Raw genomic sequence first — 11,574 nt, 5'->3', positions numbered from 1 at the left:
TCACCGAGCGGGCATCAAAGGCAGACCGAGGGACACCCCGGCGCTTTTGTTCGTGGGCGGCTCTTCGAGAGCCTGGGAGCGACTGTACCGGTCGCCCGCTGTTGTGGGCCGGTGCGACCCCGCCACGGCCTCCCCGATCAGATGATGCGGCGCGGCGTGGGCGATCCGGACGCGGACGAAGTCGCCGGGGCGCAGCTGCGCGCCCTCGGGCGGCAGAAAGTGCACGAGCCTGCCGTCGCGGCTGCGCCCGGAGAGGCGCGAGGTCTGCGCGTTCTTTTTGCCCTCGTGCGGCGCGGACACGAGCAGCTCGGCCTCACGTCCCAGTTGCTGCTCGTTCTCCTCCAAGCAGATCCGCTCCTGCAACTCCACGAGGCGCTGGTAACGCTCCGCGACGACCTCCTTGTCGATCTGGTCGGGCAGCTCGGCGGCCGGAGTCCCCGGCCGCTTGGAGTATTGGAAGGTGTAGGCGCTCGCGAACCGGGCTTGGGCGACCACGTCGAGAGTCGCTTGGAAATCCTCTTCCGTCTCGCCGGGGAAACCGACAATGATGTCCGTGGTGATCGCCGCGTCCGGCAGCAGTTCTCTCACCCGGCGCACGATCCCGAGGTATTTTGCGGAGCGGTACGAGCGGCGCATCGCCTTGAGGACCCGGTCGGATCCGGATTGCAGCGGCATGTGCAGATGCGGGCAAACGTTCGGGGTCTCAGCCATCGCGAGCACCACGTCCTCGGTGAACTCAGCCGGATGCGGCGAGGTGAAACGCACCCGCTCAAGTCCTTCGATCTCGCCCATCGAACGCAGGAGCTTCGCGAACGCGCCCCGGTCGCGGGGCAGAGCCGGATCCGCGAACGAGGAGCCGTAGGCGTTCACGTTCTGGCCCAAAAGCGTCACTTCCAGCACGCCTTCGGCGACCAAGGCGCGGACCTCGGCGACAATTTCCTGCGGCGCGCGGTCGAGCTGCTTGCCGCGCAACGAGGGGACGATGCAGAACGTGCAGGTGTTGTTGCAGCCCACAGCGATGGAAACCCAGCCGGCGTGCAGCGAGTCGCGCTTGCTCGGCAATGTGGACGGGAAGGCTTGGAGCGAGTCCACGATCTCGATCTGCGCTGCCTGGTTGTGCCGCGCGCGCCGCAAAAGCGCGGGCAACGACCCCATGTTGTGGGTGCCGAACACCACGTCCACCCACGGGGCCCTGCGCAGCACTGTGTCCCCGTCTTTCTGCGCGAGGCAGCCGCCGACCGCGATCTGCATGCCGGGGTTCGCCTCCTTGATCGGCCGCAGATGGCCGAGCGTCCCGTACAGCCGGTCGTCCGCGTTCTCCCGCACGGCGCAGGTGTTGAACACGACCACGTCCGCCGAGGCGCCATCCTCAGCTTTGACGTGCCCGTCCGCCTCCAAAAGGCCCGCGAGGCGCTCCGAGTCGTGCACGTTCATCTGACAACCGAACGTGCGCAACTCGTACGTCCGGTTCGCTGGGTGGTCTTCGGGCACGGAACAAGGGTACTCGTGGACGCAGGTTTCGGCCAAAAACGGCAGCGCGCGCATGGCAGAGACATCCTCGCCAATGATCGAGGCCACGGGGGCGAACAAGCGCGCACGGGTCCGGCGCAGCTCTCCGGCGGGCAGCAACAACGCGTCGCGATCGCGCGGGCCCTCGCGATAGACCCGGAAGGCACGCTTTTCGGCGAGCCGACTTCGGCGTTGGACCCACAACGGCGGGAGAAGCCCACGGCGTGATGACTTCTCCCGCCGAGGAGGGCATGACCATGGTCGCGGTCACCCTCGAGAGGGCTTCGCGCGCACAGCGGCGGACCGGGCCGTCGGACCGGGCTGATCGAACTGGCATTTCACGGGCGGATCACATCGGATGTGCCCCGAAGAGCGGTTCGCGGTCGTATCGCCGCGACAGGGCGCCCGCCTTTCGCGAGATCCACGCGATCAGATCATGGTCCTCCTCGGAGACCAAGTTGGAAGCGATCCTGAGCATGGTTGCCTCTGACAGTCTGGGGGGGAGCCGAAACGCAGCACCCATCGCGGCCCTGAAGCGTCCAGGATCCGACACGACGCCCAGCATTCGTCGGGCCAGGGAGAACTCCGCGCCGAATCGCGTCCGAAGAAGGTTTGGCCAAAGTTCTGCGAAGTCCTCGGCCCCGAGCTGGGCGGCGGCCAGCCGCCCCGTCTCGAGCGCGTAATCGATGCCCTCGCCGTTGAGCGGATAGACACACCCGGCTGCGTCCCCGACCAGCATCCAGTTCCGCCCCGACACCCCGGTGACCGCGCCGCCGAGGGGCAGCAGCGCGGACGCGAACTGATCTGGTTCGCCGAAGAGGCCGAACCGACCGCGAAGGCGTGCTGCGTGTCGGACCAGCTGGGAGCGAAGGCCGCCGACCCGCTGCTCGGGAGCGACGGCTATACGCCCCACGCCGATGTTCGCCCGCCCGCTTGCCTCGCCCAGCGGGAAAACCCAGCCATACCCGAGCTCGGCCCTGCCCTGATCGTTTTGCACCGCGTCCCAATGCAAGACCATCTTCTGCCTTTCGGCATGCTCGGAGGGCATATACGCGCGGACCGCCACCCCGTACGGGGTGTTGCGATGCCAAACGCGGCCCAACGCCGTGCCCACGGTGGACCGAGAGCCGTCAGCAACGATCAACTTTTGACAGCGGATTCGCCGAATCCCCTGCGGCGTGTTGAGGACCACTGCCAGCACCCGGTCGCCGTCGCTCTCGACATCCACCGCTTTCTCCCCCTGGAGCATCCGCGCCCCGCTCGCGACTGCAAGCTCACGGAGACGGTCGTCCAACACAGTCCGGGGCACCGCGCTCGCGTAACTCGGAAAACTCCCACGCGGCCAGAACCGCTCGACCTCTTTACCCGCGCCCGCGAACACGAGGCTCTGGACCATGACGCGGCTTCGGACCCAATCCCCCAAGCCCAGCGCTGCCAATTCCTTCACCGCGCGCGGGGTGAGCCCGTCACCACAGGTCTTGTCCCTCGGAAAGACCGCCGCGTCGACGAGCAACACTTCCCGCCCGCCGCGGGCTGCCCACGCCGCAGCAGAAGAACCCGCAGGACCAGCGCCGACGACGAGAAGATCTGTGCTCCAAGGCTGACACGCCATGCTTCACAGCATACTGAAGCTCTCAAAAACCAGCGTTCAAGAAGATCAGAGACGCTCCAAACGGGCTCCGCGCACGGCGTCACCCCGGGCCTGACTCGGATTGACATTTTCAAATCATTGGACGGCGACCAAGTTCCTGAGATGTCACTGATGTTAAAGTTTGGCGATGCCAGCCCGGCCAAAAGCCATCTTCCATCCTTCGTCGGTCGTCCGGGATGCTCAAGCGGACACGTACCCGATGCCTTTCGTCCCGTTCGGCTGGTATGCGGTGCTGCGCAGCAAGGAGCTTCCCCGGAACAAGTTGGCGAGCCTGCACTATTTCGGAAAAGCGCTGATCGCTTTCCGAGGGCCGGACGGAAAAGCCACTGTCCGCGACGCCTACTGTCCCCATTACGGCGCGCATCTCGGCGGGGGAAAACTGGTGGACGGCACGGTGGAATGCCCCTTCCATGGCTGGCGGTTCGACGCGCAGGGGGCGTGCGTGCTCGCCCCCTTCTCGCAGCGGACGCCGAAGGTTTCCATAGCCGGACTGCCGGTCCTTGAGCACAGCGGGCTGATCTTCGTGTACGTGGGTCCCGGCGAACCTGCCTGGGAGCCCAAACCAATCCCTGAGACGGTGTCGCATCAGTTCGCGAGCCCTATTGACGACCGAGTTCGCGTTCGAGTGCACATCCAGGAGATGCGCGAGAACATCGTGGACGAGTCGCATTTCCACTACATCCACAAACAAAGCGAACCGCCGATTCAGAACTTGCAGCCAGACGGGCCGTTCGCCGAGTTGCGGGGGAGAATTCGGCGCAGCGTGCTGGGCTTTGAACTCGACAACACCTTCGACTGCTCGATGTACGGGCCCGGTGTGATGGTTGTTCGCACGCACGGCCGCGCGCTGTCCGTGACCGCAATCGCGCTGACAACTCCCGTCGATGACACGACCAGCGAGATCCGCATGCTGTACCTGCTTCGCAAGCCTGCGAAGGCGCCCTTCCTCGTGCCGCTGTACAAGTTCTTGTTCAAACGGCTCGCCTTCCCCGAGGTTCGCCACGAAATGCGGATCTGGGACATGAAGATCCATCAGCCGCGCCCGGTGATGTTGCCGCACGAGAACGGGATCAAAGCCTTGCGGCGCTGGTACAAGCAATTCTATCCCGTCAGCAGCGACGCTTCTTGAGCTTCGCATCCGAGGGGCGTGGCCGCTTGACGGACTATTCCGCCGCGAAAACCTGGAGTTCCGAGCGGACCACTCGAAGGGCGAGACCGGAGCCGTAGCCCCGTCGGGCGAGCATGCCGACCAAGCGGACGACGAGCCGTTGATCACGAGGGTCGACGGCGCCGCGCAGTTTCTTCTGTACCAGCTCTCGAGCTTTGGCTTCCTGCTGCTCTGGGGTTATCTGCTCGAGAGCAGCCTCCACATCGGTTTCGGCGAGCCCGCGTTGACGCATCGCGTGCGCCAACGCGACACCTGTCTTCCCGTTGCCCTCGTGCTTGCTTTTCACGAAGTTCTCGGCGAACTGCCGGTCGTTGATGAGGCCGACCTCGGCCAATCGGTCCAGAACCTCGGCCCGGACCTCTTGTTCGAAACCTTTCTCGACAAGTTTTCGGTCAAGCTCGGCGCGGCTGCGAGCCCGGACGGTCAGCTGGCGCAGGCACACATCGCGGGCCTGTTGGCTTCGCCGAGCCCCGCCGTCCGGGACAGCCTCGCGGATCAAGTCAGAAGTCAACGGGGACAGGGGCCAGGTCGTCTTCGCTCACCTGCACGCCGATCTGCAGTTTGTCACGCAACAACATCTCGATCTCTTCCGCCTTGTCCGGGTTGGCGATCAAGAACTTGCGGGCGTTCTCCTTGCCCTGCCCGAGCTGCTCGTCGCCGTAGGTGTACCAGGCTCCAGACTTGCGGATCAGGCCGTGCTCCACACCGAGGTCGATGATCGACCCCTCGCGGCTGATGCCCGCACCGTAGATGATGTCGAACTCGGCCTGCTTGAACGGCGGCGCGACCTTGTTTTTGACGATCTTGACGCGAGTGCGGTTGGCAACCGCTTCGGTGCCGTCTTTCAGCGTCTCGATCCGGCGCACGTCCAACCGCACCGAAGCGTAAAATTTGAGCGCCTTGCCGCCGGTGGTGGTCTCGGTCGGGCCGAACATCACGCCGATCTTCTCGCGCAGCTGGTTGATGAAGATGGCCGTCGTCCCAGAATTGTTCAACGCGCCCGTCATCTTCCGCAGCGCCTGGCTCATGAGCCGGGCCTGAAGACCGACGTGGCTGTCGCCCATCTCGCCTTCGATCTCGGCCTTCGGCACGAGGGCCGCCACCGAGTCGATGACGATGATGTCGAGCGCTCCCGAGCGGATCAGCATGTCGGCGATCTCCAGCGCCTGCTCGCCGGTGTCCGGCTGCGACACCAGCAGGTTCTCGGTGTCCACGCCGAGCTTTTTGGCGTACTCGGGGTCGAGGGCGTGCTCCGCGTCGATGAACGCGGCCACGCCGCCCGCCGCCTGCGCGTTGGCGACGGCGTGCAAGGCGACCGTCGTCTTGCCGGAGGACTCTGGTCCGTAAATCTCGATGACCCTGCCCTTGGGCAGGCCGCCGATGCCGAGCGCGACGTCCAATGCGATGGACCCGGTCGGGATCACGGCGATGGGCTGGCTGGCCTGGTCGCCGAGACGCATCACCGAGCCTTTGCCGAAACTCTTGTCTATCTGGGACAAAGCAAGTTCGAGCGCCTTGTTCCTATCCAATGCTTGCGCCATGGTCTTCCTTCCTCAACCAGCCGGCTTCCCGACTCTCTCAGCTGTCCTCGCAACCATACGAAGGGGCACTGACAATTTCGGGCCGCAAGCCTCGCCTGCGGGAGCGAAAACCAGCGTAACGGAACGGGTGTTCGAACAGACGGCGACACGCCGCGCGCTACCAACGAGGCTTGGGGACGTCGAAATCCTTGCAAAGCGCCTGCCAGACACGTTTTGGATCTGTGCCCCGCTCGATGGCCGCGAGCGCGGTGCAGCCGAAGACCAGCAGCACATGGTCGCGGAGCAAACTTTCGCCGAACTGCGTCCCGAACTCTTCTTGGACCCTCGCGTGGAACTCCCTCAGGCGCATGAGACCGCCCTCCTGCACACAACGACCGGATCGGCCGCCGCGGCCGCCGTGTCCCCCGCCTTGCGCGCGGCCACCCGGAAGGCGGGATCGTCCAAGACGTCCACGACCGCGTCTCGGAGCGCGGGGACAGTCAGCGGGCGGACCGTCTTCGCGCAACCGAGCCGTTCGGCTCGTTTGGCGACCTCCCATTGGTCCCCTCCGCCCGGCACGACGACCGCTGGAGCTCCCGCCATGAACGCTTTCGCGAGCACGCCGTGCCCGCCGCCGCAGATCACCACGTCGGCCTGGGCGAAAAGCAGGTCTTGCCTGCCGACCCCGGCCACCGCCCAATCCGGCAGCGGCGGCCCCGTCCAATCGAACGCAGAGACCGCCAGGCGCACCCGCCGCCCCAACACAGCGGGGCCGAGCGCTTGCATCGCCGCTTCGCGCAGCCCGGGCGCCGCCTGCGCCGCCGTCGAGGGCGCGAGCACCACGAGCGGGCCGTCTCCGGGCGGGGGCCGCAGCGCCTCGCGGGCGACCTCGGTAAGAATGGGGCCGACGAGAACAGCCTCGTCAGGCCAATCCGGGCGGGGCACCTCCAACGCCGGAAGCGCGGCGATGAGCCGGACCACTGGCGCGACGCCGTCCGGGGGCAGTCCGATCCCTTCCCGCGCCGCCCGGCGCTGCGCGAGGCCGCGCCGCACATCTCGTGCCGAGAGCGCGCGCAAGACCGTGTCGCGGAGCCTGCCGAGCACACCGCGTCCCGGCGCGAGACCGCTGCCGATCGGAGGAAGTCCGCGCGAAGGGAGATACAGCGGATGCGGGGAAAGCTCGGCCCACGGCACGCCCAAAAGCTCCGCAGCGAGCGCTCCTCCTGCCGTCAGCACATCCGAGACCACAAGGTCCGGGCGGAAATCGGCGAGCAACTGGACGAGTTGCGCCGCCATTCGGGCCGCGCGCTCGTGGATACGCCTGCCCGCGTCCACATCCTGCTCCCCTGGCTCAAGGGCCAAACCGACCAGCTCGCGCACCGGGACACCCCGGCTGGTCGCGAGTTCGAACCAACGCTCGCCGGTGAAGAAAAGCACTTCCTCGCCCGCTTCGCGCAGACGTCCGCTGAGCGCGAGCGCAGGCAAAGCATGGCCCGCGTCCGGGCCTGCGACGACAGCGACGCGCACGAGGGCTGGATTACGCCGTCTGCCCAGGTTCCGCAGCAGGAGCCGGCTGCGCGGCGGGAGCGGCCTGCGAGGAGCCAGCCGGCAGGGCGTCGCCCCGGATGGAGGCCCGCAACTGATCCAGCCTGCTCTGTCCGGCCATCTGGATGGTGGCCTGCTGCACCTCGGCCATCTTGCCCTGGACGGAGTTCTCGTGCAGTTCCGTCGCCCCCAAGGCGTTGGCGTAGCGCTGCTCGATCTTGTCGCGCACCTCGTTGAGGTTCGGGGTGTTGCCCGGAGCGGCGAGCTCGTTCATCTGGTTGAGGGACGCGGCGACGCGCTCCTGCATCTTCGCCTGCTCAAGCTGGCTGAGCAGCTTGGAGCGCTCGGCGAGGAAGCCCTGCAGGCGTTGCGCGCTCTGCTCGACGGCTTGTTTCGCCTTCTCGGCCGCTTGCAAGGCCTGGTCGTGCATCGCCTTCGTGTTCTCGACGTTCTGCTCGGCGGTGACCAGCTGCGTGGCGATGGCCTCGGCCGCGCTGGTGTACTGCTGCGCGGCCGCCGCGTCGCCCTTCGCGGTGGCCTGATCGGCCATGACGAGGGCCTGGCGGGCCTGGGCCTGGTATTTCTCCACGTCGGCGAGCTGACGGTTCAGCTGCATCTCAAGCTGGCGTTGGTTGCCGATGACCGCGGCGGCCTGCTGCGCGAGCGCCTGATGATTGCGCTGCTCGTGCTCGACTGCTTGTTGCAGCTGGACCTTCGGATCCGCTTTCTCGTCGATTTTGGCGTTGAACAGTGCGATGAAGTAATTCCACGCCTTCGCGAACGGGTTCGCCATTGCCTTCGTTGCCTCCGTGTTGAAGTTCAGGGGTCCTCGCCCTTTAGGTTACTCTAGCCGCGTAAAGCAGCACTTCGTGCGGGCTCAGGACGTTCACGCGACGGCGAGCGAAGCCTTCCCCGGCGCGGGTATGACCATCTTGATGGTGTGGGCGGTGTTGGCGGCGACCGGCTCCATCATGTCCCCCGCATGGCGCAAAACATCGGGGACCGGCACATCGAGCGCGCCGCAGATAGCGGCGAGCAGCTCGCTGGAAGCCTCTTTCTGGCCGCGCTCGATCTCCGAAAGGTACCCCAAACTCATGCTGGCGCGATTGGAGACTTCGCGCAGCGTCCTGTGCTGGCCGAGACGTAACTGGCGCAGACTCGCGCCGAGCGCTTCTCGCAACAGCATCGTCATATGACCTCCTCGACAATGGACCTGGTCCTCATTCTACTGAAAGGCCTTCTGGAGTGAACGCCCGAGCGACTGGGAATGTTCCCGAGAAGCGCGACGCGGACCCAACGCGGCAGTTCGGCCCGACGCGTCAGTTTTTGCCAGAGATCCAGGACAGCCTTTGCAGCAGACCGTCGATGGCGGCGTTGACCGAGCCGATCCTGATGTCCCAGCGGTCGCCGGAAAGCTGCGGCGTCAACACTTCCACGGGCCCCTTCTCGCCCCTGGTGATCGCGATGTGCACGGTCCCCGGCGGCTTGCCCTCCTGCGGCTCCGGGCCCGCCACTCCGGTGATCCCGATCCCCCAGGTGGCCTCGCAGGTCCGCGCCGCGCCGATCGCAAGCTCCGTCGCCGTTCGGGCAGACACCGCGCCGAGGTCTTCGAGCACCGCTGGCGTCACTCCCCCGAGCGAAGCCTTCAAGTCCGTCGCGTAGACCACGAGGCCGCCGCGCAGCACCGAGGAGGCCCCGGACACCCCGGCGAGCGTCGCCGACAAAAGCCCCCCGGTGAGCGATTCCGCCGTCGCCACCGTCTGCCCGTGCGCGGCGAGCAGAGCGACCAACTGCCACGCTTTTGTCGAAGCGACCAGCGGGTCACTCATCAACTCGCCTCCTCTTGCGCGCTTTGCCACGGCTAATGCGCCAAGCGTAGTCGAGGCCGGTCGCGATGGTCAGCACGACCGCAACCGCCATGGAGGCCACGAGGAGCGGATGCCACGCCCTGGGCAAAGGGGCGACGTGCAGGCCGATGGCCACCGCCTGCACGAGCGTCTTGATCTTGCCGCCCACGCTGGCCGCGACCACGCCGTCTTTGATCGCCCACACCCGCAGAGCGGTCACCGCGACCTCGCGGAAGACGATCACGCCGGTCGCCCACCAGGACAGGTCTCCGAGCACAGAGAGGCTGACCAGGGCCGCGCCGATCAGCGCCTTGTCCGCCACCGGATCGGCGAACTTGCCGAATTCGGTCACCATGTCGAAACGGCGGGCGAGATACCCGTCGAGCTGGTCGGTGACACACGCCGCCACAAAAACGCCGAACGCGACCCAACGCCAAGACGGTTGGTGCCCGCCATTGGTGAAAAGGACGACCAAGAACAGCGGCACTGCAGCGATGCGCAGGCCGGTCAAGGCGTTGGCGGAGTTCAGGGAACTCGGCGGGGCTGTGCGCTCGGATACCACACGCACAAGAATAGGCTGCGCCTGCGCTACTGTGCTCGGATGCACCCCGCAGCTTTGGCGGTCCGCCGCGCGAGAGTCTCCGACGTGCCGGCGATCAAGGCCCTCGTGGACGCTTACGCTGGACGGATTCTGCTCGAAAAAAACCTCGTCACCCTGTATGAAGCCGTGCAGGAGTTCTGGGTCGCCCAGCACAACGGGGCCGTCGTCGGGTGCGGGGCCTTGCACGTCCTGTGGAGCGACCTTGGCGAGTTGCGCACCGTCGCGGTGCGTCCGGATTGGCACGGCAAGGGCGTCGGGCACGCGCTGGTGCGCCAGTTGGTCGAGCACGCCCGAGACCTGGAGCTGCGCAAACTCTTCGTGCTCACGTTCGAAACGGCGTTCTTCAGCAAGCACGGATTCGCCCCGATCGAAGGGACGCCGGTCACTCCCGAGGTGTACGAAGAGATGCTCAAGTCCTATGACAAGGGCGTCGCGGAGTTCCTCGACCTCAGCTCGATCAAGCCGAACACGCTCGGGAACACCCGCATGTTGCTCGTGCTCTGAGAAACTGCGCCCAGAGCAGCCTCGGGCGCTCGGCTCAATCTGGCAGCCGCGCGCCTTGCCGAGCGGCCTTCTTGGTCGCGAAGAGGCTCGCGGCCACCGCGACGGCGATCATTGCGGCAATGACCGCGAGAGAGAGGGGCGTGGAGATTTCCGGCACATGGGCCCCGCTCTCATGCGCGGCGTGGAGGATGAGCTTCACGCCGATGAACGCGAGGACCGCAGAAAGCCCCTTGGACAGGTGCACCAGCCGGTCCAAGAGTCCGCCGACGAGGAAGTACAGCTGCAACAAGCCCATGAGCGCGAACGCATTGGCCGTGAACACGATGTAGGCCTCGCTGGTGAGGCCGTAGATCGCCGGGATGGAATCGAGGGCGAAGAGCACATCGGTGAACCCGAGCGTGACAAGGGCGGCGAAGAGCGGCGTGGCCAAGAGCTTCCCGTGCTCGCGGGCGAACAGCCTGCCGCCGTGGAAATCGCTCGTCGTGGGCAGCGTCTTGGCGAGAAGGCGCGCCACGAAGCTCTCCCGCGCGGGTTCCTCCTGGGCTTGCGGCGGCATCTTCCCGCCCCCGTGCAGTTGGTGCTCTTCCTCTGGCAGCAGTTGCGGCGGGGCTCCTTCCTTCGGCTCCTCCTTTTGGACGGCGAGCCGGATCGCGACATACACCAGGTACGCGCCGAAAAGATAGAACGTCCAGCTGAACATCCCGATCACCGCCGACCCCAGGAAGATGAACACAGCCCGCGCGAGGAGCGCCAAGGCGACCCCGAACAGCAAGACTTTCTGCTGGTGCTCTCTGGGCACACGCCCCTTGTTCAAGATGAGCAGGAAGACGAAGAGGTTGTCCACCGAGAGGGACAGCTCCGTCACGTAGCCCGCGACGAATTCAGTGGCACGGCCGACAGACCACCACACGGCCATACCGGCGCCGAAGGCCAAAGCGAGGAGCACATAGACGCCGCACCACACCGCTGCCTCGCGGGCGGAGGGCTCATGAGGTTTTCGGGCCTGGCCGATGAAGTCGAACACGAAGAGGGCGAGCAGCAGGACGGCGGTGACCGTCCAGACGAGCGTTGATGGCACACAAACCTCCGGCGGGTACGGCAGCGGCATCCATCAATGCCGCAGGCGCGAAGAAACCACCGGAGGTCTCTTCCGTCGGGCCACAGGCCCGGCCCGCGGTTCCGGGCTCGCGAGAGCCGTGCTGACGAAACCGCCGCTGGGGAATACTCCC

14 protein-coding genes are annotated in these 11,574 nt (G+C 66.2%); 3 read left to right on the top strand and 11 right to left on the bottom strand.

The genetic code is table 11. The features are described from left to right. Window positions 1–1,545 carry a tRNA (N6-isopentenyl adenosine(37)-C2)-methylthiotransferase MiaB gene (gene miaB, locus SROT_RS04735; protein WP_013137870.1) on the bottom strand — a complete coding sequence of 515 codons (1,545 nt, stop codon included), beginning with the start codon at window positions 1,543–1,545 and terminating at the stop codon, window positions 1–3. On the opposite strand from miaB, the gene SROT_RS17410 reads away from it, so the two are divergent. Further along, window positions 1,507–1,737, top strand: coding sequence for an ATP-binding cassette domain-containing protein (locus SROT_RS17410; protein WP_222829220.1), 231 nt, complete (start codon window positions 1,507–1,509; stop codon window positions 1,735–1,737). The genes miaB and SROT_RS17410 overlap by 39 nt on opposite strands. Window positions 1,738–1,858: 121 nt before the next feature. Here SROT_RS17410 and SROT_RS04730 read toward each other — a convergent pair whose 3' ends face one another. Beyond that, window positions 1,859–3,121, bottom strand: a complete 1,263-nt coding sequence (locus SROT_RS04730; protein WP_013137869.1) for a geranylgeranyl reductase family protein — start codon at window positions 3,119–3,121, stop codon at window positions 1,859–1,861. Window positions 3,122–3,287: 166 nt separating this feature from the next. Between SROT_RS04730 and SROT_RS04725 the strand changes: the two genes are divergently transcribed. Next, window positions 3,288–4,289 carry a Rieske 2Fe-2S domain-containing protein gene (locus SROT_RS04725; protein WP_222829198.1) on the top strand — a complete coding sequence of 334 codons (1,002 nt, stop codon included), beginning with the start codon at window positions 3,288–3,290 and terminating at the stop codon, window positions 4,287–4,289. Window positions 4,290–4,323: 34 nt separating this feature from the next. Here the strand turns inward: SROT_RS04725 and SROT_RS04720 are convergent, their stop codons facing one another. The 8 genes from SROT_RS04720 to pgsA form a co-directional block, all read right to left on the bottom strand. Next, on the bottom strand, window positions 4,324–4,827 hold the full coding sequence (locus SROT_RS04720) for a regulatory protein RecX (RefSeq protein WP_245535360.1): 504 nt from the start codon (window positions 4,825–4,827) through the stop codon (window positions 4,324–4,326). Between the two features lies 1 nt (window position 4,828). Continuing rightward, window positions 4,829–5,869, bottom strand: coding sequence for a recombinase RecA (recA, locus tag SROT_RS04715; protein WP_013137866.1), 1,041 nt, complete (start codon window positions 5,867–5,869; stop codon window positions 4,829–4,831). A gap of 157 nt (window positions 5,870–6,026) precedes the next feature. Beyond that, the gene (locus SROT_RS04710; RefSeq protein ID WP_013137865.1) at window positions 6,027–6,218 is read right to left on the bottom strand and encodes a DUF3046 domain-containing protein; all 192 of its coding nucleotides are present in this window, start codon (window positions 6,216–6,218) and stop codon (window positions 6,027–6,029) included. Then, on the bottom strand, window positions 6,209–7,375 hold the full coding sequence (locus tag SROT_RS04705; RefSeq protein WP_013137864.1) for a glycosyltransferase: 1,167 nt from the start codon (window positions 7,373–7,375) through the stop codon (window positions 6,209–6,211). Before SROT_RS04705 ends, SROT_RS04710 begins: the two co-directional genes overlap by 10 nt. A 10-nt stretch (window positions 7,376–7,385) precedes the next feature. Next, complete coding sequence (locus SROT_RS04700) at window positions 7,386–8,186, bottom strand: PspA/IM30 family protein (protein WP_013137863.1); 801 nt, start codon at window positions 8,184–8,186, stop codon at window positions 7,386–7,388. Between the two features lie 93 nt (window positions 8,187–8,279). Further along, on the bottom strand, window positions 8,280–8,585 hold the full coding sequence (locus SROT_RS04695) for a helix-turn-helix domain-containing protein (RefSeq protein ID WP_013137862.1): 306 nt from the start codon (window positions 8,583–8,585) through the stop codon (window positions 8,280–8,282). Between the two features lie 127 nt (window positions 8,586–8,712). Next, window positions 8,713–9,222: a CinA family protein gene (locus tag SROT_RS04690; RefSeq protein ID WP_013137861.1), complete on the bottom strand. Its 510-nt coding sequence runs from the start codon at window positions 9,220–9,222 to the stop codon at window positions 8,713–8,715. Further along, window positions 9,215–9,802 (bottom strand): CDP-diacylglycerol--glycerol-3-phosphate 3-phosphatidyltransferase, encoded by a 588-nt coding sequence (gene pgsA / locus SROT_RS04685; protein ID WP_245535359.1) that lies wholly within the window; start codon window positions 9,800–9,802, stop codon window positions 9,215–9,217. Before pgsA ends, SROT_RS04690 begins: the two co-directional genes overlap by 8 nt. Window positions 9,803–9,841: 39 nt before the next feature. Here pgsA and SROT_RS04680 point away from each other — a divergent pair, with 39 nt between their 5' ends. Further along, window positions 9,842–10,345, top strand: coding sequence for an amino-acid N-acetyltransferase (locus SROT_RS04680; protein WP_013137859.1), 504 nt, complete (start codon window positions 9,842–9,844; stop codon window positions 10,343–10,345). Between the two features lie 34 nt (window positions 10,346–10,379). Here the strand turns inward: SROT_RS04680 and SROT_RS04675 are convergent, their stop codons facing one another. Continuing rightward, complete coding sequence (locus tag SROT_RS04675; protein WP_013137858.1) at window positions 10,380–11,423, bottom strand: TerC family protein; 1,044 nt, start codon at window positions 11,421–11,423, stop codon at window positions 10,380–10,382. Window positions 11,424–11,574: the final 151 nt, after the last annotated feature.

It is taken from the genome of Segniliparus rotundus DSM 44985 (assembly GCF_000092825.1).
Taxonomy (GTDB): Bacteria; Actinomycetota; Actinomycetes; order Mycobacteriales; family Mycobacteriaceae; genus Segniliparus; species Segniliparus rotundus.
This window is presented reverse-complemented; position numbering and strand designations above follow the sequence as displayed.

Coding starts and splice junctions, on each gene's coding strand:
- miaB (WP_013137870.1), bottom strand. CDS start 1,545: ATGCGCGCGCTGCCGTTTTTGGCCGAAACCTGCGTCCACGAGTACCCT.
- SROT_RS04730 (WP_013137869.1), bottom strand. CDS start 3,121: ATGGCGTGTCAGCCTTGGAGCACAGATCTTCTCGTCGTCGGCGCTGGT.
- SROT_RS04725 (WP_222829198.1), top strand. CDS start 3,288: ATGCCAGCCCGGCCAAAAGCCATCTTCCATCCTTCGTCGGTCGTCCGG.
- recA (WP_013137866.1), bottom strand. CDS start 5,869: ATGGCGCAAGCATTGGATAGGAACAAGGCGCTCGAACTTGCTTTGTCC.
- SROT_RS04710 (WP_013137865.1), bottom strand. CDS start 6,218: ATGCGCCTGAGGGAGTTCCACGCGAGGGTCCAAGAAGAGTTCGGGACG.
- SROT_RS04700 (WP_013137863.1), bottom strand. CDS start 8,186: ATGGCGAACCCGTTCGCGAAGGCGTGGAATTACTTCATCGCACTGTTC.
- SROT_RS04695 (WP_013137862.1), bottom strand. CDS start 8,585: ATGACGATGCTGTTGCGAGAAGCGCTCGGCGCGAGTCTGCGCCAGTTA.
- SROT_RS04690 (WP_013137861.1), bottom strand. CDS start 9,222: ATGAGTGACCCGCTGGTCGCTTCGACAAAAGCGTGGCAGTTGGTCGCT.
- SROT_RS04680 (WP_013137859.1), top strand. CDS start 9,842: ATGCACCCCGCAGCTTTGGCGGTCCGCCGCGCGAGAGTCTCCGACGTG.